This is a genomic window from Bradyrhizobium sp. PSBB068, from assembly GCA_016839165.1.
Classification (GTDB): domain Bacteria; phylum Pseudomonadota; class Alphaproteobacteria; order Rhizobiales; family Xanthobacteraceae; genus Bradyrhizobium.
In genome coordinates, this window is record CP069300.1 from 3,238,746 (window position 1) to 3,257,788 (window position 19,043).

Sequence of the window (19,043 nt, forward strand, 5' to 3'; positions counted from 1 at the left end):
CAAGCGGCGAAAGGGATTGCTTCGCTTCGCTCGCAATGACGAGCGCTTACATCACTCGCCGAGCGCCTGCTGCAGCATGCTGGCGAGCTGCGCCTTGCGGTAGGGTTTTGCGAGCAGCAGCACACCCTCGTCGAGGCGGCCGTGATGCACGATCGCGTTCTCGGTATAGCCCGAGGTGTAGAGCACCTTGAGGCCGGGCCGTCGCTTTCTCACTTCATCGGCAAGCTGGCGGCCGTTCATGCCGCCGGGCATGATGACGTCGGTGAACAAGAGGTCGAACTTCTCGCCCTTGTCGACCAGCGCCAGCGCGGCGCGGGAATCGGGCACGGCGATGGTCTTGTAGCCGAGGCTGCCGAGCTGCGTGACCACATAGTTTCGGACCAATTGGTCGTCTTCCACCACCAGGATCACTTCGCTGCCGCGCCGCGGCGGCTCCGGCGCGGGCGCTTCCACCTCGGCCTGGCCGCGGGCAGGGGGCAGGTAGAGCTTGATCGTGGTGCCGTGGCCTTCCTCGCTGTAGATCTTGATATGGCCGCCGGACTGCTTGACGAAGCCGTAGACCATGCTCATGCCGAGACCTGAGCCCTTGCCGACCTCCTTGGTGGTGAAGAACGGCTCGAACACCTTGTCCTGCACGGCGTGCGACATGCCGGTGCCAGTGTCGCTGACCGCGAGCAGCACGTAGCGGCCCGGCGTGATGTCGGGATTGACAGCCGCATAGGCTTCGTCGAGCACGATGTTGCTGGTCTCGAACAACAGCTTGCCGCCGTTCGGCATCGCGTCGCGCGCATTGATCGCCATGTTGAGCAGCGAGTTGGCAAGCTGCGACGGATCGATATGGACGCTCGCGACATCGGGCGCGAGCACCGAATTGATCTCGATCTGCTCGCCGAGCGTCGGCCGCAGCAGCTTGGCGATGTCGACCACGGTGCCGTTGATGTCGACGGTGCGCGGCTCCAGCGGCTGGCGGCGGGCGAAGGCCAGCAGATGCTGGATCAGCTCGCGGCACCGCTCGGCGGCGCGGTCGATCAGCTCGGCGGTCTGCGCCAGCTTCGGCTGCGAGCGCAGGCTGTCGACCAGCGTCTCGGTGGTGCCGGTGATGACCGTCAGCATGTTGTTGAAGTCGTGCGCGACGCCGCCGGTCAGCTTGCCGATCGCGTCGAGCTTCTGCGCCTGCTGCAGCTTGTGCTCGGTTTCGCGCGAGGCGGTGATGTCGTGGTAGATCAGCGCGGCGCCGGTGATGGTGTTGTCGCCGTCGCGCAGCGGCCGGCCCGACACCACGAGGTGAACCTCGGGCGCGCCGCGCACCGGTCGTGCGACGAACTCCAGCCCGTCGAATTCCTCGCCGCGCAGCGCCCTGGCCGACGGCATGTCCTCGACCTGCATCGGCGTGACGCCGTCGGACTGGAACACGTTGCTCAGGTCGCGCAGCTGCCGGACCGTCATGCCCGGCCTGTAGCGCAGCATCTTCTCGGCGGCCGGATTGGAGAGCAGCACGATGCCCCCGGTGTCGATCACCAGCACCGCTTCGGCCATGCTGCGGAATGTGGTTTCCATCACCGATGTTGACCGGCGCAGCCCTTCGAGCGCGGCGCCGAGATCCTTGGTGCGCTCGGCCACCTTGCCCTCGAGCGACAGATTGGTCGCCTTGGTCGCGCTGAGCGCGCCCTGCAGTTCGCGGCTGGCGCGGCGGGCCGTCACCGTCAGTGCGACCGCGAGCAGCAGGATCATCGCCACGCCCGCGAGGTCGATCGCCAGCAACAGCCGCCCATTGGCCTTGGACTGGTCGGTGCGAATCCCGAGCAGACGGCGCTCTTCGGCGACCAGCCGATCGAGCGCGGTGCCGACCTTGTCCACCAGCGAGCGGCTCTCGCCTGTGGAGATCAGCGCCGCGGCGCCGGCCGTGTCGTCCGCCGTGCGCAACCTGATCAGTTCGGCGCCGAGCGCGATGGCGCGCTCGACCTGGCCCCTGGTGCCCTCGATCAGCTGCGCTTCCTCCGGGGCCGCCTTCACGGCGTTCGTCAACTCGTCGAAGGCGGCGGTGAGGGCGGTGCTCTGCTCTCGGAACTCGTCGGCGAAGGTCGCATCGCCGGTCAGCGCGAAACCACGCGCCGCGCTCTCGACGGCGCGCGGCAGCGGACGCGCGTCCGAAATGCATTTGAGGATGCGGAGCGTGCGATCGACCGAATCAATCTCGCTGCGTGACTTGACGTCCAGCCCGATCGACGCCGCGCTGATGACGAGGAGGATCGCAAGGCCACTGCCAAGAATGAGACGTTGGGAAGCCATCGACGATTAGTACGAGCAATTATTTCGAAAGACGAGCAGAAGGAGCCGACTTCGCAAGACATTCGTTAACGGCGGCCACCAGCGCCTGCGGGGTAAACGGCTTGCGCAGGCAGGCGGACGCCCCGAGCTCGATCGTCATCCGCAGGAAGTCCGGCGCCCGGTCGGCATTGGCGAAGTCGTAGCCCGACATCGCGATGACCGGAATGTCGGGGGCGCGCTCGTGGAAGATGCGGATAGCCTCGAAACCGCGCATATGCGGCATGAAGACGTCGACCAGCATGACGTCGAACGTTGCCTGGTCCAGCGCGCGCATGCCCGCTTCACTGCCGTCTGCGACGGTGACGTCGAAGCCCTGGCGCTGCAAACACACCTCGATGGCAACGCACACCATCGGGTCGTCATCGACCACGAGAACGCTCGGCACGATGCATCCTCTTGCTGCGGCCTCGCGTGCCCGCGACTCGCTTGGCCCGTCCGCCGATTAAGGCGGAACCTGGACGGAAAGTCTGTATCATAGAATGCATATGCTGTTTGCTGACAAGCAGATTTCCAGCTAGCCCTGATCCCATCACTTGTATTTGTCCGCCCACATTACGACAGGTCCATGACCTCAGTTCCCGTCGCCGGCCGCGCCCCGCTGTCACCGCTCGGCCTCGCATTCCTGGTCGTCGCCTCGACCGGCTGGGGCCTCAATTTCCCGATCATGAAATTCCTGCTCACGGAGTGGCCGCCGCTGTCGTCGCGCGGGCTGTGCGGCGTGGTCGGCGCGGCCGGGCTCGCTCTGGTGGCGGTCGCGCGCGGACAGCGGCTGTGCGTTCCCGACGGCATGTGGTTGCGGCTTGCCCTGGTGTCGACGCTCTCGATCGGTGGCTGGGTCGCGTCGATGGGTCTCGCTCTGATCTGGCTGCGGGCCAGCGAGGCGGCCGTGCTCGGCATCTCGATCCCGGTGTGGGTCGCGCTGGTGGCCTGGCCGGTGCTCGGCGAGCGCGTGTCGCTGCCGCGGGCGCTCGCGCTTGGGGTGGCGCTTGCCGGGATCGCCGTGCTGATCGGCGGCGGCGGGATCGACGCCAGCCTCGGCAAATTGCCGGGCATTCTGTTCGCGCTCGCAGGCGCGCTTTGCGTCGGGCTCGGCACGGTGCTGACCAAGTCCTTCAAGCTCGCGATGCCGCCGCTGTCGCTCGCAGCCTGGCAGCTTGCGATCGGCTGCGTGCCGATCGCGATCGCAGGTGTGCTGATCGAGCAGCCGCAGCTTGCTGCGTTGTCGCAACTCGGCTGGGCGTCGATGATCTACATGACGCTGATCCAGTTCTGCCTTTGCTATGTCTGCTGGTTCGCCGCGCTCGCGCGCCTGCCGGCGGCGACCGCGTCCATCGGCACGCTGCTGGTACCGGTTGTCGGCGTGCTGGCGGCAGCGGCCATGCTGCACGAACCGCTCGGCGCGAGCGACATCACGGCGCTGCTGGTGACGTTCGCGGCCGTCGCGGTGGCATTGCGGACATGAAAAAGGGCGGCGTTGCCGCCGCCCTTCGCTAGCCGGGGATTCGAGCCGCCACTACGGGCAGGGGTGCCGCAGGCCGTCAAAGCCGAGATAGGTGCCCGAGGCCGGATCGTAGGACCTGTAGCGCTGCGCGCAGTAGCTCGCGTCGCCACCCGGGGCGGCTTCGACGGCGACAGGCGCGCTGTCGTCGTAATAGCCGTAGCTGTCGTCATAATAGCCCGGGCCGTAGCCGTAATAGCCGGAGCCGTAATAGGCGCCCGAGGCGAGGGCGCCGCCGACGACTGCACCCGCCACCGCGCCCGGCCAGAAGCCGCCGCCACGATGGTAGCCACCGTGCCAACCACCGCCGCCGCCGCGCCAGCCACCGCCGCCACCACCGGCCCATTGGCCGCCGCCGCCACCGCCGCGCCAGCCACCGCCACCTCCGCCGCCGATGTGGCCACCGCCACCGCCGCCGCCACCACCACGGGCTCCACCGCCACCGCCCATCGCGCCCATCTGCGCGGCGGACTGGGCGAACGAAACGGTCGGCGCCACGGCCAGCGGCAGCGCAAGCGCCAGCGCCGCGGCAGTGCTCAGAACCTTCATATTGATCATGTTGGACTCCATCAAAACGGACAATGTCTAACCATTTCTGCGGTTGGACGTTCCAGCGCGCGACATTGATTATCCGTCATCTTTGTTTGACCGGAGGCGCATGTACGGCAGGTGAACAAAACTCTCCGTGACCGCGTCATTTGGTCGCCAAACCGGCCCATCATTGGGGGCGATTCCGGGAGTGCCGGGCTACCTTGGCGGTGGCTGGACATTTGCGGATTCAGGTGGCATCAGAGCCGGACTGCCTCGAACCGATGACCGGCCGCGCATGAAACAATTCCTGCTGAAATTCTTCACCTGGTGGAATGGCCAGACCTTTGGCACGCAATTGTGGACCTCGCGATACGGCGAGCTGGTCGGCGAGGACGAGCAGGGCAACCGATACTACCGCACCAAGGGCGGCGAGATCGACCCGACGCTGCATTTCGAGCGCCGCTGGGTGGTCTATAACGGCTATGCCGAGGCGTCCCGGATCCCGGCTGGCTGGCACGGCTGGCTGCACCACACGGTCGACGTGCCCCCGACCGACGAGAAGTACGTCGCCCGGGAGTGGGAAAAGCCGCATCTGCCGAACCTGACCGGCACTGCCCAGGCTTACCGTCCGTCCGGCTCGACGCTGGCAAGCGGCCGCCGCCCGAAGGCAACTGGCGACTACCACGCCTGGACCCCGGGAAGCTGACCTTCACGCATTGCTGACCCCGTGCACGTGCGCAATTGCGCGCGTGCAGCGCACGCGTGGACGTTGCAGCGCAGGTGCGCGGCTGTGGACAACGGTGACAGCGGGGACAGATCGGCCGTCGCCGATGCCGTCCACTTGCGCCGTGCGCAGCTTCGCGGCTCAATGAAGCCATCTTACGGAGATGGGAAACCATCGCGTCGGATCGGGCTCCAGATCGCGACTGTCCCGATGAGCAGCGGCCTCCGAGTTGGACGCGGCCGGGAGATAGGCCCCCGGTACAGATGTCCTGAAATCGCCCGCAAATGTGAGGCTGCCGTGAGACAGGAAGGGCCGCTCGGGAAACCGGGCGGCCTTTTTCTTTGTGGCGATCAGGTCACGACAGCCGCGCCGCCGCGCGGCCCATCAATTCGCCGCGGCGCGCATGTGCCGGTCCCATCCGCTCCTTCATCAGGGCGAGGATCTCGGCCGGTGCGGTGTCGGGCGAGCCGGCATTGAACGGCGGCGCCGGATTGTATTCGAGCCGGAGCTGGATCGCTTCCGCGGTCTTGCGATCGACGAGTTCGGACACCAGCGTCAGCGCGAAATCGATGCCGGCGGTGACGCCGCCGCCGGTGAAGCGGTTGCGGTCGACGCAGACCCGCGTCCTGGTCGGAATGGCGCCGAAGCCTGCAAGAAAATCGATCGCACTCCAATGCGTGGTGGCGCGGTAACCCTTGAGCAGGCCGGCGGCGCCGAGCACCAGCGATCCCGTGCAGACGGACGTGACGTATTTCGCACCCGCGGCCTGCTGGCGCAGGAAGCCGAGCATCTCGTCGTCGCCGACCATGTCGTCGGTGCCGGCCCCGCCGGGCACGCAGATCACGTCGAGCTGCGGACAATCGGCAAAGGTCGTGGTCGGCGTCAGGACCATCACGGAATCGGTCGGAACCGGTTCGATCCGTTTCCAGATCAGATGCACCTTCGCGCCGGGGACCGAGGAGAACACCTGCAGCGGACCGGTCAGGTCGAGCTGGGTCACCTTGGGGAAGACGAGCAATCCAATCTGCAGGGGGGCGGACATCGGAGGTCTCCAAAATTGCGCTTGACGGAACCAGAATGTCATGATGGCCTCGCGTCCAAAATGGCGTAATTCCCTCAATTTCGGACATGCGCTACCACACGCTCAAGATCATTTGAAACGTGGCCCCGGCTCCGAGGATTTGGCGATGATCGGCATCCTGATCTTTCCCGACTTCCAGCTGCTCGACGCGGCCGGCCCGATCGCGGCGTTCGAGATCGCGGCGCGCTTCGCCAACAATCCTCCCGCCATCAAGACGATTGCCGTGAAGGCCGGGCCCGTGCGCTCGTCGTCGGGTGTCGAGATGCTGGCACGCGGCCTCAAGCCGTCGGCAGCGATCACGACGTTGATCATCGCGGGCGGCAACGGCGTGCGTACGCCGGCGAGCTGTCCGACCACGCTGTCGTTCGTGCGGCGGATGGCGAGCCGCGGCGTCCGCGTCGCCAGCGTCTGCTCAGGCGCCTATGTGCTGGCCGAGGCGGGCCTGCTCGACGGCCGCCGCGCCACCACGCATTGGCAGCGCACGCCGCATTTCGTGAAGACCTATCCGAAGATTAAGCTCGAGCCGGACCAGATCTTCGTCCGCGACGGCAATATCTGGAGCTCGGCCGGTATCACCGCCGGCATCGATCTCGCGCTCGCCATGATCACCGAGGACTATGGCGACGAGGTCGCGCAGAACACCGCGCGTCAGCTCGTGCTGTATCACCGGCGCAGCGGCGGCCAGTCGCAATTCTCCTCGCTCTTGGAATTGAAGACGCCGAACGGAAGGTTCGGGCCGCTGCTGGCCTGGGCGCGGGAAAATCTCGACGCGCCGCTGACCGTCGAGGACCTCGCCGACAAGGCCGGGATGAGCTCGCGGCATTTCACCCGCGCCTTCATCGCCGAGACCGGCACCACGCCGTCGAAGGCGGTGGAGCGGCTCAGAATAGAAGTCGCGCGGCAGCGCGTGCAGTCGTCGGGCGAGGCTATCGAGCGCGTCGCCGAGATCACCGGCTTCCGCGATCCCGAGCGGATGCGCCGCGCCTTCATCCGCGCCTTCGGCCAGCCGCCGCAATCGCTGCGCCGTGCGTCACGCGCGGGCTGAACGACGCAATGCCTGCGATACGCGTCAGCCGGCGGGCGAGCGGTCGCGATGCGGTGTCCGCGGCGTACGTGCCGCTCGGTCTCCGCGACCCGCGCGCAACATGTTGCGGCGGCGCCGAACATAGATCGCGCCCCAGCTGAGTCCGAGCATCGCGGAGACGAGCGAACCAAGCAGCACTCCCAATTTTGCTGCGTTCAACAGCGTCTCGTCCGCGAACGCCAGCATCGCGATAAAGATGGACATGGTGAAGCCGATGCCGGCCAGCAGGCCGACCAGGCAGACGCCGCCCCAGGAAACGCTGGGGGCCAGCCGACACCAGCCGAGCCGGACCGCAAGCCAGGTCGTACCAATCACGCCGACGGGCTTTCCCACGACGAGTGCAAAGCCGACACCCAGCATGACGGATTGAGCGCCGGCCGAGAGATCAATTCCAGTCAGGCTGACACCGGCGTTGGCCAATGCGAACAGCGGCATGATGCCGTAGGAGACCCAGGGATGCAGTGCAGTCTGCACGCGCACCACGGGCGGCAGCATCTCGCGTTCCGCGAGGCGAAGCTGTCGCCGCGGTGACGCCAGGTGGTGCGTATCCTTGCTTCGCAGCGCGTCGCTGCCTTGCAGCTCCTTGGCGATGCGCGCCAGCATCTGCAACGGATGTTCCCGGAGCGGCATCGAGCGCACCGGGGTCATCAGGCCGAGCGCGATGCCGGCGAGGGTCGGATGTGCTCCGCTCATCAACAGCCCAGCCCAGACGATCGCGCCGGGCACGACATAGCCGAGCGCCGAGCCGATCCCGATCCGCTGCATCGCCAGCACCATCAGGATGCCGAAGCCGGCGACAAGCAGCCCGGCCAATCCGAGGCCGCCGGAATAGAAGAAGGCGATGATCAGCACCGCGATGACGTCGTCCACGATCGCCAGCGCCAGCAGGAACACGCGCAGATTGACCGGGATCGACCGTCCGAGCAGCACCAGCACGCCGACGGCAAACGCGATGTCAGTCGCCGTAGGGACGGCCCAGCCCTGGCCGCGCACCGCATCGGTATTCAAGCTCAGATAGATCAAGGCGGGTGCGATGACGCCGCCGGCCGCGGCAATCACGGGCAAAGCTGCTTGGTCGAACCTGCTCAGCGCCCCTTCATGGGCTTCTCGCCGGATCTCCATGCCGACGACGAGAAAGAAGACCGTCATCAGGGCGTCGTTGATCCAGAAGTGCAGCGGCCTGGAGAAGACAAACGGGCCGACCTGGATCGAGACCGGTTGATGCCAAAGGGCGTGGTAGCTGTCGGCAAGGGGGGAATTGGCCCAGACCAACGCCGCCACGGCAGCCATCAACAGCACGCAGCCGCTGACGGCCTCGACGTGCAGGAAGCGCTGGAGTGTGGCGAAAGCTCGCTCGGCAAGCAGTTGGGGCGAGGGCAGGTCTTCGGTGGGCGATCGTTCATTCATCGGGCATACGCTTCCCGCGTGGTGGCCCGACCATCGCTCAACCTGTCACTGCTCCATGCAGACAACACCCGTGCGCGGTTTCGCACGGCAACAGGAGCAAGGCAACCCTGTTCGGGCCCGACAACGGCCTGGTGGCGAGCCGCGTCCAGGCGTCAAAATAGCGCAGGTCCGGCGGTCTTCAATCGGAACCCACTGGCGCTTCGCCCGGCTCACCTTGAACCGAAACGCGCCATTCTTGTTGAGCTCCGGTTGGCGATTTCGATCGAGAAGGAACGTCAGCCCAGCGACTTCAGCCACGCGCTGATCTCGGTCACCGCGACATTGGCCTGATTGAGCAGCTTGCCCATGGTGAAGAAGCCGTGGAACTGGCCGGAGAAATGCCGGTAGGTCACCGGCACGCCGGCGTCCTTGAGGAATTTCGCATACTCGTCGCCTTCGTCGCGCAACGGATCGGCGCCGGCGGTCAGCACATAGGCCGGGGGCAGGCCGGCAAAGTCTTTCGCGCGCGCGGGCGAGGCGCGCCAGTCGCTGCTGTCGGCATCGCCGAGATAATGGTTGCCGAACCAGCCGATCACCGAATGCGTCAGCAGGATGCTGGTCTCGGGCTCGCGGTGCGAGGGATGCTGCCGCGAGAAATCGGTCGCGGGATAGACCAAGAGCTGGGCCGCGAGCTTCGGTCCGCCGTCGCGGGCGGTCAGCGCAACCACCGCCGCAAGATTGCCGCCGGCGCTGTCGCCGCCGACGGTCAGGCGCGCGGCGTCGATGCCGAGATCTCCGGCGTTGGCGGCGACCCATCTCGTTGCGGTGACGGCGTCGTCCACCGCGGCAGGGAAGCGGTGTTCGGGCGCGAGGCGATAGTCGACCGAGATCACGATCAGCTCGCCTTCATGGGCGAGCTTCTGGCAGACCACCTCATGGGTATCAAGATCGCCGATCACCCAGCCGCCGCCGTGGAAGAACACCAGGCAGGGCGCGAGCCCGTTGATCTTGCGCAGCGTCTTCGGGGTGTAGATGCGGGCCGGGATCGTGCCGTGCGGCGCCGGGATCGCCAGCGCCTTGGTCGATTCAAGCGCGGGCGGCTCGGGATTGGAGACGATTCGGGCGGCGCGATAATATTCGCGTGCTTCCGGCGCGGTCAGTGTCTCGTAGGCGGGACGGCCTGCCTCCTGGAACGCCTTGTAGACGGCGGCGGCATCGGGATCGAGAATGACGGGCATGGACGACAAAACCTTGTTCTGATGTTGAACTGAAATGTCAGGCGGCGGTGCGGCCGCCGTCGACGGTGTAGGCGGAGCCGGAGACGTAGCTCGCCTCGTCGGAGGCAAGGAACGCGACGATGGAGGCGACCTCGCTGGCAAGCCCGAGCCGGCGCGCCGGGATGCGGTCGACGATCTTCTCGACCGGCGGCGGCGCGTTGCCGCCGGAGCGGCCCTGCAGGATGGTGCTCAGCATGCGGCTCTCGATCATGCCGGGGCAGACGCAATTGACGCGCACGCCGGTGCCGGTGCATTCCCACGCCGCGCTCTTGGTCAGCCCGATCACCGCATGCTTGCTCGCGCTGTAGACCGCGATCATCGGCGATCCCATAAGACCCGCGATCGAGGCGGTGTTGATGATGCTGCCCTTGTTCTGCTTCAGCATGACGGGCAGCACGTGCTTCATGCCGAGGAAGACGCCGACGACATTGACATCGAGCACGCGGCGGAAGCTCTCCAGCGAATACTCAGGGATCGGCCTGACGTCGCCCTCGATGCCGGCGTTGTTATAGAACGCGTCGACGGTGCCGAAGCGGTCCACGGCGGCGCGGACATAGTCCTTGACCTCGTCCTCATCGGTGACGTCGGCTTCGATCGCGTAGGCCTCGGCCGAGGCGGGGAGATTCTTGATGGCGGCCGCGAGATCGGCGCCTTTGCGGTCGACTGCGACAATCCGTGCGCCGCGTTCGGCGAGCAGGTGGAGCGTGGCGGTTCCGATGACGCCGGCAGCCCCGGTGACGACGGCGACCCGGCCGTCGAGCCTGATGCGATCGGGCATGTTGGGTTTCCTCTGGCTGGTCCGGTTCGATCCGGATTTTCCTGGTTTTCACGCGGGGTCGCGCGGCTTCAGCGTGAGGACTATCACACGTGTTCCCGGGAGAGACCAGAGGGCTGGGGAAGGGCACCGGAGGGGTCCTGGCGCCCTTTCCCCGCCGTATTCGGCGTGTTAACCGGTGCCCTGCGAGCGGCCGATATCAAGGTAGACTGTCGCGAGCCCGATTCGCCCTCTAAAGCCGCGCGAGATGCTTCGAACCGTTGCCCTGACTGGCTTTGCGGCCTTGGTTGCCGCCTCAACCATCTCGCTTGCGCCGCCCGCGCGTGCGCAGATTGGAACGATTTTCTCCGATCCCGCACCGCGTCCGCCCGGCTCGATCCCGCGTGGCCAGGTGGCGCCGCCCAGCGACGACGACGAGGAAGTGCCGGAATTGCCGCGCGGCCGCCTGCTGCCGACACAGCCGCGGGCGTTGCCGCCGGGGCAGGCGGTGCCGCCGCCCGGCAGCGTGCAGTCGCAGCCCTTGGCGCCGCCGCCCGGTTCCACGGTGGCTCCGCCCGGCGTCGCCGTGCAGCCGCCGCAGCCCGGCGGCCCTGCCGTCGCCAACACGCCGCCCGGTGCCAACCCGCTGCCGCCGGGGCAGCGTCCCAAGGGCGCGCCGCAAGCTGCGCCTCAGGGCGCGCCACAGGGCACCGCGCCGCAGACGCCGGCCGCGTTGCAGCCGGGTGACGAGGTGGTGCAGGAGCCGCCTTCGACCAAGATCACCAACAAGAAGGCGAGTTTCTCCGGCCTCGACAAGATCACCGGACGCATCATCAATTTCGACGAGGATATCGGCGAGACCGTGCAGTTCGGCGCGCTGCGGGTGAAGACCGATGCCTGCTACACCCGTCCATCGACCGAAGCCGCCAACACCGACGCCTTTGTCGAGGTCGACGAGATCACCTTGCAGGGCGAGGTGAAGCGTATCTTCTCCGGCTGGATGTTCGCGGCGAGCCCCGGCCTGCATGGCGTCGAGCATCCGATCTACGACATCTGGCTGACCGACTGCAAAGGGCCGGACCAGACCATCGTGACCGCCGCGCCGGATCCGCCGAAGGCGCCGACCCCGCCGCCACCGCCGGCCCAGAAGCGCGCGCCGCCGAAGCAGGCCGCGCCGCGTCCGCCGCCGCAGCCGCTGCCGCAATATCAGCAGCAGCCGCCACCTCCGCCGCCCCAGCAGCAGCGGCCGGGCGGGCTGTTCGGCGGCTTGTTCGGAAACTAACTGGCATCACGTAGCCCGGATGGAGCGTCAGCGAAATCCGGGTTCTTTCTGAGCGGATCGTGCGGTCCCGGATTGCGCTTCGCTGCATCCGCGCTACGTCATCGTCTGAATTCAATTGCGCGCGGCGATGATCGCCAGCGCGTCGGCACCCTTGACCGGTTGCGTGGCGTCGAGCTTGAGGAATTCCGCCGGCGCGCCAGCGATCGCCTTGTCGAGCAGCGCGCGATAGCGGCGGCGCGAGATCTCGACCGCGCCGAATGTTTTGAGATGCTCGGTGACATATTGGGTGTCGAGCAGTTCGAACCCGCCGGCGATCAATCGGGCCACCAGATGCACCAGCGCGACCTTCGATGCGTCGCGCACGGTGTGAAACATGCTCTCGCCGAAGAAGGCGCGGCCGAGGCTGACGCCATAGAGCCCGCCGACCAGATTGTCGTCCTGCCAGACCTCGACGCTGTGGCAATGGCCTGACGTGAACAGCCCGAGATAGAGATCCCGGATGCGCTTGTTGATCCAGGTGTCGTCGCGGCCGGGCTGCGGCGCCGCGCAGCCGGCGATCACCGCCTTGAACGCGGTATCGACGGTGACGGTGAAGGCATCGGAGCGCACCGTGCGCGCCAGGCGGGAGGCGACGCGAAAGCCGTCGAACGGAATCACGCCGCGCAGTTCCGGCTCGACCCAGAACAGGGTCGGATCGTCGGCGCTCTCCGCCATCGGGAAGATTCCGCAGGCATAGGCGCGCAGCAGCACCTCGGGCGTGATTTCGGAGGAGGCGGAGTCGCGTGACGTCATGCCGCGAAGATAGCAAAGCGCGGGCGGTCTTGCGATGGGGGCTGCTACGGGGTCGCGACGTGTTGACGAAGCGCGCCGGTTCCTCCACAAGCCGCGCCATTCCGCCGCAGTTTCCCGAGACCGACTGCGCGGCCATGCTACATTGCCACGAAAAGAGGGCGCTGCCGTCCGGGACATAGCGGGGACTTGGCGGCTTGCGCGCCGACAATCGACACGGGTGAGGGGGACGCTGCATGAAATCGTCATGGCGGACGTTTGCGCCATTGCTGGTCTGGCTGGTGATCTATCTGGTCCCGGTGCCATCAGGGCTGAACGCCAATCAGTGGCACTATTTCGCGGTGTTCGCCGCCGTCATCACCGGGCTGATCCTCGAATCGATGCCGGTCGGCGCGGTGGGCCTGATCGGCCTGACCGTTGCCGGCGTCGGCGGCTATGTCGAGCCCGATCCGAACAAGTCGCTGCGCTGGATGCTGAGCGGCTTTTCCGAGAGCACGGTGTGGCTGATCGTCGGCGCCTTCGTGTTCTCGATCGGCTACCGCAAGAGCGGGCTCGGCCGACGGCTGGCGCTGCTCTTGGTGCGCGGGCTCGGCCGCCGCACCATCGGGCTCGGCTATGCGGTGGCGTTCTCCGATCTGGTGCTGGCGCCGGCAACGCCGTCCAACACCGCGCGCTCGGGCGGCACGATCTATCCGATCGTCAGCAACATCCCGCGCATCTACGGCTCCGAGCCGGGTCCGACCGCGGGCAAGATCGGCACCTTCGTGATGTGGACCGCGTTCGCGACCACGGCCGTGACCAGCTCGCTGTTTTTGACCGCGCTGGCGCCGAATGCCGCCGCGCTCTCGATCGCCAAGAAGCTCGTCAACATCGAGGTCGGCTGGTCGCAATGGTTCATCGGCTTCGCGCCGCTCGGCATCCTGTTGCTGCTGCTGGTGCCGCTGCTCAGCTACGTGGTCTGCCGGCCCGAGATCAAAGAGAGCCCGGAGATCGTGACCTGGAGCGAGGGCGAGCTCGCCAAGATGGGGCCGCCGTCGCGGCACGAATGGATCATGGCGGTGCTGGTGGTGCTCGCGATGTTCCTGTGGATCTGCGGCTCCAATCCCAATATAAGCGTGCCGCTGCTCGGTTCGAATTTCATCAACGCGACCACGGTGGTGTTCGTCGTGATTTCGCTGATGCTGCTGTCAGGCGTGATCGCGTTCGAGGACATCGTCGCGGAGAAGGGCGCCTGGGAGGTATTTTTCTATTTCACCTCGCTGCTCACGCTGTCGTCGGGGCTGAACGAGATCGGCTTCATCAAATGGGTCGCCGAAGGCTATGCCAAGCCGCTCGCCGGCACCTCGCCGCTGGTCGGCATGATCCTGCTCGTCACGTTCTTCTTCTGGATCCACTATTTCTTCTCGAGCATCACCTCGCATGCCGCAGCCGTGCTGCCGGTGGTGCTGGCGGTCGGCTCCAGCATTCCCGGCCTGTCGGTGCAGACCCTGACGCTGCTGTGCGTCTATTCGCTCGGGCTGATGGGCGTGATCTCGCCCTATGCCACGGGACCGGCGCCGATGTATTACGGCAGCGGCTATATCGGCAAAGGCGACTTCTGGAAGTTCGGGCTGATCTTCGGCCTGATCTACTTTGCCGGATTGTTGCTGATCGTGTTGCCCTGGTTACAATCGATCGGGTAAAATAGCCACAATCCAGCGTGAAACAGCGCTCGACCGGGAAGGAGGGGCCATCCTTTCCGATTCTTAACGCGCTTTGTCAGAGGGAAGCGTTCAAAATGCTTCCTCGAATGTGGCGCGCGCGGATTTCAGGGGACACATAGAGCCGCGCGAGCTCGTTCGTGTTTCTTCGTGGGCAAGTTTATGGACCAGCATATCAAAGACCCGTCGATCGTCGCCCCTGGACCTGTCAGGCGAGCGTCGCGTTGGCCGGGGTTTCTGACCGGATGTTTGGTGCTGGCGGTGCTTGCCGGCATCGTCTGGTGGACGCGGCAGCAGGCGGCTCCGCCTCAGGCCGGTGGCGGGCGCAATGCCGGGCCAATGTCGATCGTGCCGGAGACCATCGGCAAGGGCGATATCGGCGTCAGCCTCAACGCCCTCGGGACCGTGACATCCCTCGCCACCGTGACGATCAGGAGCCAGATCAGCGGCTACCTGATGAAGATCAGTTTCAAGGAGGGCGACGAGGTCAAGAAGGGCGACCCGATCGCCGAGATCGATTCGCGGACCTATGAGGCGACGCTGGCGCAGGCCAAGGGCACGCTTGCGCGCGACGAAGCGCAGCTGAAGGGCGCCCAGGTCGATCTTACCCGCTACCAGAACCTCGCCACCCAGAACGCCGTGCCGCATCAGACGCTCGATACCCAGGTCGCGCTGGTCGCGCAGTATCAGGGCACGGTGGAGGCCGACCGCGCCGCGGTGAAGTCGGCCGAGGTGAATCTCGCGTATTGTCATATCGTGTCGCCGATCAACGGGCGGGTCGGGCTGCGCCAGGTCGACCTCGGCAACTATGTGACGCCGGGCGACACCAACGGCCTCGTCGTGATCACGCAGCTCGAGCCGATCAGTGTGCTGTTCACGCTGCCGGAGGACAATCTGCAGGCCGTCAAGAAGCGACTGAAGGAGGGCGCCGTGATGCCGACGGCGGCCTATGATCGCAGCGGCGCCAACAAGCTCGCCGACGGATCGCTGCAGACCTTCGACAGCCAGATCGACCCGACCACCGGCACGATCAAGCTGCGCGCCCAGTTCGAGAACGAGGGGCGCACGCTGTACCCGAACCAGTTCGTCAACATCCGCCTGCTGCTCGACACCCACAAGGATGCCACGACGATGTCGACCGCCGGCATCCAGCGCGGCGTTCCCGGCACCTTCGTCTATCTCGTCAACGCCGACAGCACCGTCTCGGTGCGCCCCGTCAAGCTCGGCGTCACCGACGGCGACCGTGTCGAGGTGCTGTCGGGCCTCGTGCCCGGCGATCGCATCGTGATCGACGGCGCCGACAAGCTGCGCGAGGGCGCCAAGGTCGTCGTGCGCTCCGCCACTGACGCCGCAAACCCGGCCGGTACGGCCAAGGGGACGGCGAGTGGCGCGGCCAATGGAGCCGCCAAGGGAGATAGCAAGGGAGATAGCAAGGCCGGCGCCGATCCCGACAAGGCGGGAGGCGGCCAGCACAAGCGGTCCGAGGACGGGCAGACCAAATGAACCCGTCGCGGCCATTCATCCTGCGGCCGGTGGCGACGACCCTGATGATGATCGCCATCATGCTGTCGGGCATGCTGGCGTTCAGATTCCTGCCGGTCGCGGCACTGCCGGAGGTCGACTATCCGACCATCCAGGTGCAGACCTTCTATCCCGGCGCCAGCCCCGACGTGATGACGTCGTCGGTGACGGCGCCGCTCGAGGTGCAGTTCGGCCAGATGCCGAATCTGAATCAGATGAGTTCGGTGAGTTCGGCCGGCTCGTCGGTCATCACGCTGCAATTCGGCCTGTCGATTTCGCTCGACGTCGCCGAGCAGGAGGTGCAGGCCGCGATCAATGCCGCGGGCAATCTCTTGCCGTCGGACCTGCCGGCACCGCCGATCTACGCCAAGGTCAATCCGGCTGACGCGCCGATCCTCACCCTCGGCCTGACCTCGAAGACGATGCCGCTGACGCAGGTGCAGGATTTCGTCGACACAAGGCTGGCTCAGAAGATCTCGCAGCTGCCCGGCGTCGGCCTCGTCAGCATCAGCGGCGGCCAGCGGCCCGCGGTACGCATCCAGGCCGACATCCGCAAGCTCGCGGCCTATGGCCTCAACATCGACGACCTCCGCACCACGCTGGGCAACGCCAACGTCAACACGCCGAAGGGCAATTTCGACGGCGCGATGCGCGCATACACCATCAATGCCAACGACCAGATCCGCAATGCCAGCGACTACCGCTCGCTGATCGTCGCCTACAAAAACGGTTCGCCGGTCCGCCTCAGCGACGTCGGCAACGTCGTCGACGGCGCGCAGAACGACAAGCTCGGCGCCTGGATGAACGAGACGCCGGCAATCATCCTCAATATCCAGCGCCAGCCCGGCGCCAACGTGATCTCGGTGGTGCAGGGCATCAAGGACCTGCTGCCGCAATTGCAGGCCACGCTGCCGGCGGCGATCGACCTGAACATCCTGACCGACCGGACCGTCACGATCCGCGCCTCGGTCCGCGACGTCGAATACGAGCTGTCGCTCGCGGTAATCCTGGTCGTGCTTGTCATCTTCGTGTTCCTGCGCTCGACCCGCGCCACGCTGATCCCGAGCCTGTCGGTGCCGCTGTCGCTGGTCGGCACGCTTGGGGCGATGTATCTGTTCGGCTTCAGCCTGAACAATTTGTCGCTGATGGCGCTGACCATCGCCACCGGCTTCGTGGTCGACGACGCCATCGTCGTGATCGAAAACATCTCGCGATACATCGAAGAGGGCGAGTCTCCACTCGAGGCGGCGCTCCGCGGCTCCGAGCAGATCGGCTTCACCATCATCTCGCTGACGGTGTCGCTGATCGCGGTGCTGATCCCGCTGCTGTTCATGGGCGACGTCGTCGGCCGCCTGTTCCGCGAATTCGCCATCACGCTGTCGGTCACGATCCTGATCTCCGCCGTGGTGTCGCTGACGCTGGTCCCGATGGCCTGCGCCAAGCTGCTGAAGCCGGAGGCCATGTCGCGCGAAAACACCTTCCAGCGGCTCAGCCGGGAAGGTTTTGACCATGTCATCGCGATCTACGCGCGGATGCTCAACTGGGTGCTCGATCGCCAGACCTTCGTGCTGCTGATCGCGCTCGCCACCTTCGGCCTGACGGCGCTGCTCTACGTCGTCATCCCCAAGGGCTTCTTTCCGGTGCAGGACACCGGCGTGATCCAGGCGATCTCCGAGGCGCCGCAATCGGTGTCCTATGCGGCGATGGCCGAGCGGCAGCAACGGCTCGCCAGCGCGATCCTCAGGGATCCCGATGTCGAGAGCCTGTCGTCGTTCATCGGCGTCGACGGCACCAACACCACGCTGAACAGCGGCCGCATCCTGATCAATCTGAAGCCGCATGAGCAGCGCAAGGCCGGCGTTGCGACGGTGATGGACCGGATCAAGGCCAGCACGGCTGATCTGACCGGCATCACGCTCTACATGCAGCCGGTGCAGGACCTCACGATCGAAGGCACGGTGAGCCGGACGCAATACCAGTTCATCCTGCAGGACGCCGATCCGAACGAACTCGCGGAATGGACGCCGAAGCTGGTCGACAAGCTCCGCGAATTGCCCGAGCTCAGCGACGTCACCAGCGATATCTCTGCCCAAGGGCTGTCGGTGTTCGTCGACATCGACCGCGACCAAGCCGCGCGGTTCGGCATCACGCCGGCAACGATCGACAATGCGCTTTACGATTCCTACGGCCAGCGCATCGTCTCCACGGTCTTCACCAATTCCAACCAGTACCGCGTCATCCTCGAAGCCGATCCGTCGTTGCGGAACTCGCTGGATTCGCTGTCATCGATCTATCTGCCGTCATCGGTTGGCTCGACGCCGGTGCCGCTGTCGGTGATGGCCAAGATGCGGGTGGAGACCGCGCCGCTGCAGGTCTCGCATCTCGGCCAGTTCCCGTCGGCGACCGTGTCGTTCAACCTTGCCCCTGGCGCCTCGCTCGGCGGCGCAGTGACCGCGATCAAGCAGGCCCAGGCCGACATCAACCAGCCGCTCGGCATGGTCACGAGCTTCCAGGGTGCGGCGCTGGCGTTCCAGTCCTCGCTCTCCAACCAGCTGTTCCTGATCCTGGCCGCGATCATCACGGTCTATATCGTGCTCGGCGTGCTATATGAGAGCTTCATCCATCCGCTCACCATCCTCTCGACGCTGCCCTCGGCCGGCATCGGCGCGCTGCTGGCGCTGATGATGGCCGGGCAGGATCTCACCATCATCGCGATCATCGGCATCATCCTCCTGATCGGCATCGTGAAGAAGAACGCGATCATGATGATCGACTTCGCGCTCGATGCCGAGCGCAACGCGGGCAAGCCGCCGCGCGAGGCGATCTACCAGGCCTGCCTGCTCCGGTTCCGGCCGATCATCATGACGACGATGGCGGCTGTGCTCGGCGCGCTGCCGCTGATGATCGGCAGCGGCGCTGGCTCGGAGCTGCGGCATCCGCTCGGCATCTCGATCGTCGGCGGCCTCTTGGTGAGCCAGCTGCTGACGCTGTTCACGACGCCGGTAATCTATCTGTGGTTCGATCGCCTGGCGCTGCGGTTTGCCGGGCGGGCAGACGAGGTCGGCGAGGCGAGCGGGTCGCGTTGAGT

The 19,043-nt window shown here is 66.1% G+C and carries 15 protein-coding genes; 7 read left to right on the forward strand and 8 right to left on the reverse strand.

Annotated features, from left to right (window positions below; all coding sequences use genetic code 11):
* Window positions 1-51: 51 nt before the first annotated feature.
* A complete protein-coding gene (locus JQ507_14990) occupies window positions 52-2,289 on the reverse strand; it encodes a CHASE3 domain-containing protein (protein QRI72686.1) in 2,238 nt (745 codons plus the stop codon).
* A 19-nt stretch (window positions 2,290-2,308) separates the two neighbouring features.
* Entirely contained in the window at window positions 2,309-2,713 is a 405-nt protein-coding gene (locus JQ507_14995; GenBank protein QRI72687.1) for a response regulator, read from the reverse strand.
* A gap of 180 nt (window positions 2,714-2,893) precedes the next feature.
* On the opposite strand from JQ507_14995, the gene JQ507_15000 reads away from it, so the two are divergent.
* Window positions 2,894-3,790, forward strand: coding sequence for a DMT family transporter (locus JQ507_15000; protein ID QRI72688.1), 897 nt, complete (start codon window positions 2,894-2,896; stop codon window positions 3,788-3,790).
* Between the two features lie 51 nt (window positions 3,791-3,841).
* Here JQ507_15000 and JQ507_15005 read toward each other — a convergent pair whose 3' ends face one another.
* Complete coding sequence (locus tag JQ507_15005) at window positions 3,842-4,384, reverse strand: BA14K family protein (GenBank protein QRI72689.1); 543 nt, start codon at window positions 4,382-4,384, stop codon at window positions 3,842-3,844.
* Window positions 4,385-4,652: 268 nt separating this feature from the next.
* Here JQ507_15005 and JQ507_15010 point away from each other — a divergent pair, with 268 nt between their 5' ends.
* Window positions 4,653-5,063, forward strand: coding sequence for an NADH:ubiquinone oxidoreductase subunit NDUFA12 (locus JQ507_15010; protein ID QRI72690.1), 411 nt, complete (start codon window positions 4,653-4,655; stop codon window positions 5,061-5,063).
* A gap of 373 nt (window positions 5,064-5,436) precedes the next feature.
* On the opposite strand, the gene JQ507_15015 is transcribed toward JQ507_15010, so the two are convergent.
* Window positions 5,437-6,123 (reverse strand): DJ-1/PfpI family protein, encoded by a 687-nt coding sequence (locus JQ507_15015; protein QRI72691.1) that lies wholly within the window; start codon window positions 6,121-6,123, stop codon window positions 5,437-5,439.
* A gap of 145 nt (window positions 6,124-6,268) precedes the next feature.
* On the opposite strand from JQ507_15015, the gene JQ507_15020 reads away from it, so the two are divergent.
* Window positions 6,269-7,207: a GlxA family transcriptional regulator gene (locus JQ507_15020; GenBank protein ID QRI72692.1), complete on the forward strand. Its 939-nt coding sequence runs from the start codon at window positions 6,269-6,271 to the stop codon at window positions 7,205-7,207.
* Between the two features lie 24 nt (window positions 7,208-7,231).
* Here the strand turns inward: JQ507_15020 and nhaA are convergent, their stop codons facing one another.
* The 3 genes from nhaA to JQ507_15035 all read right to left on the reverse strand — a co-directional run bounded on the left by nhaA (window position 7,232) and on the right by JQ507_15035 (window position 10,687).
* Window positions 7,232-8,653 carry a Na+/H+ antiporter NhaA gene (gene nhaA, locus JQ507_15025; GenBank protein ID QRI72693.1) on the reverse strand — a complete coding sequence of 474 codons (1,422 nt, stop codon included), beginning with the start codon at window positions 8,651-8,653 and terminating at the stop codon, window positions 7,232-7,234.
* 275 nt (window positions 8,654-8,928) lie between these two features.
* On the reverse strand, window positions 8,929-9,870 hold the full coding sequence (locus JQ507_15030; protein QRI72694.1) for an alpha/beta hydrolase: 942 nt from the start codon (window positions 9,868-9,870) through the stop codon (window positions 8,929-8,931).
* A gap of 37 nt (window positions 9,871-9,907) precedes the next feature.
* The gene (locus tag JQ507_15035) at window positions 9,908-10,687 is read right to left on the reverse strand and encodes an SDR family oxidoreductase (GenBank protein QRI72695.1); all 780 of its coding nucleotides are present in this window, start codon (window positions 10,685-10,687) and stop codon (window positions 9,908-9,910) included.
* A 244-nt stretch (window positions 10,688-10,931) separates the two neighbouring features.
* On the opposite strand from JQ507_15035, the gene JQ507_15040 reads away from it, so the two are divergent.
* The gene (locus tag JQ507_15040) at window positions 10,932-11,945 is read left to right on the forward strand and encodes a DUF2155 domain-containing protein (GenBank protein QRI72696.1); all 1,014 of its coding nucleotides are present in this window, start codon (window positions 10,932-10,934) and stop codon (window positions 11,943-11,945) included.
* Window positions 11,946-12,056: 111 nt separating this feature from the next.
* Here the strand turns inward: JQ507_15040 and JQ507_15045 are convergent, their stop codons facing one another.
* Window positions 12,057-12,737 (reverse strand): leucyl/phenylalanyl-tRNA--protein transferase, encoded by a 681-nt coding sequence (locus JQ507_15045; protein QRI72697.1) that lies wholly within the window; start codon window positions 12,735-12,737, stop codon window positions 12,057-12,059.
* Window positions 12,738-12,970: 233 nt separating this feature from the next.
* On the opposite strand from JQ507_15045, the gene JQ507_15050 reads away from it, so the two are divergent.
* From JQ507_15050 to JQ507_15060, 3 genes are all read left to right on the forward strand, one after another.
* On the forward strand, window positions 12,971-14,416 hold the full coding sequence (locus tag JQ507_15050; protein ID QRI72698.1) for a DASS family sodium-coupled anion symporter: 1,446 nt from the start codon (window positions 12,971-12,973) through the stop codon (window positions 14,414-14,416).
* A gap of 180 nt (window positions 14,417-14,596) precedes the next feature.
* Window positions 14,597-15,937, forward strand: coding sequence for an efflux RND transporter periplasmic adaptor subunit (locus JQ507_15055; protein ID QRI72699.1), 1,341 nt, complete (start codon window positions 14,597-14,599; stop codon window positions 15,935-15,937).
* The gene (locus JQ507_15060; GenBank protein ID QRI72700.1) at window positions 15,934-19,041 is read left to right on the forward strand and encodes an MdtB/MuxB family multidrug efflux RND transporter permease subunit; all 3,108 of its coding nucleotides are present in this window, start codon (window positions 15,934-15,936) and stop codon (window positions 19,039-19,041) included. The genes JQ507_15055 and JQ507_15060 overlap by 4 nt, the downstream gene beginning before the upstream one ends.
* Window positions 19,042-19,043 lie beyond the last annotated feature (2 nt).

Bases quoted from the DNA above. Each gene is read 5' to 3' on its own strand.
- JQ507_15050 (QRI72698.1), top strand. From the start codon at position 12,971: ATGAAATCGTCATGGCGGACGTTTGCGCCATTGCTGGTCTGGCTGGTG.
- JQ507_15020 (QRI72692.1), top strand. From the start codon at position 6,269: ATGATCGGCATCCTGATCTTTCCCGACTTCCAGCTGCTCGACGCGGCC.
- JQ507_15015 (QRI72691.1), bottom strand. From the start codon at position 6,123: ATGTCCGCCCCCCTGCAGATTGGATTGCTCGTCTTCCCCAAGGTGACC.
- JQ507_15060 (QRI72700.1), top strand. From the start codon at position 15,934: ATGAACCCGTCGCGGCCATTCATCCTGCGGCCGGTGGCGACGACCCTG.
- JQ507_15010 (QRI72690.1), top strand. From the start codon at position 4,653: ATGAAACAATTCCTGCTGAAATTCTTCACCTGGTGGAATGGCCAGACC.
- JQ507_15005 (QRI72689.1), bottom strand. From the start codon at position 4,384: ATGATCAATATGAAGGTTCTGAGCACTGCCGCGGCGCTGGCGCTTGCG.
- JQ507_15030 (QRI72694.1), bottom strand. From the start codon at position 9,870: ATGCCCGTCATTCTCGATCCCGATGCCGCCGCCGTCTACAAGGCGTTC.
- JQ507_15035 (QRI72695.1), bottom strand. From the start codon at position 10,687: ATGCCCGATCGCATCAGGCTCGACGGCCGGGTCGCCGTCGTCACCGGG.
- JQ507_15055 (QRI72699.1), top strand. From the start codon at position 14,597: ATGGACCAGCATATCAAAGACCCGTCGATCGTCGCCCCTGGACCTGTC.
- nhaA (QRI72693.1), bottom strand. From the start codon at position 8,653: ATGAATGAACGATCGCCCACCGAAGACCTGCCCTCGCCCCAACTGCTT.
- JQ507_15045 (QRI72697.1), bottom strand. From the start codon at position 12,737: ATGACGTCACGCGACTCCGCCTCCTCCGAAATCACGCCCGAGGTGCTG.
- JQ507_15000 (QRI72688.1), top strand. From the start codon at position 2,894: ATGACCTCAGTTCCCGTCGCCGGCCGCGCCCCGCTGTCACCGCTCGGC.
- JQ507_15040 (QRI72696.1), top strand. From the start codon at position 10,932: ATGCTTCGAACCGTTGCCCTGACTGGCTTTGCGGCCTTGGTTGCCGCC.
- JQ507_14990 (QRI72686.1), bottom strand. From the start codon at position 2,289: ATGGCTTCCCAACGTCTCATTCTTGGCAGTGGCCTTGCGATCCTCCTC.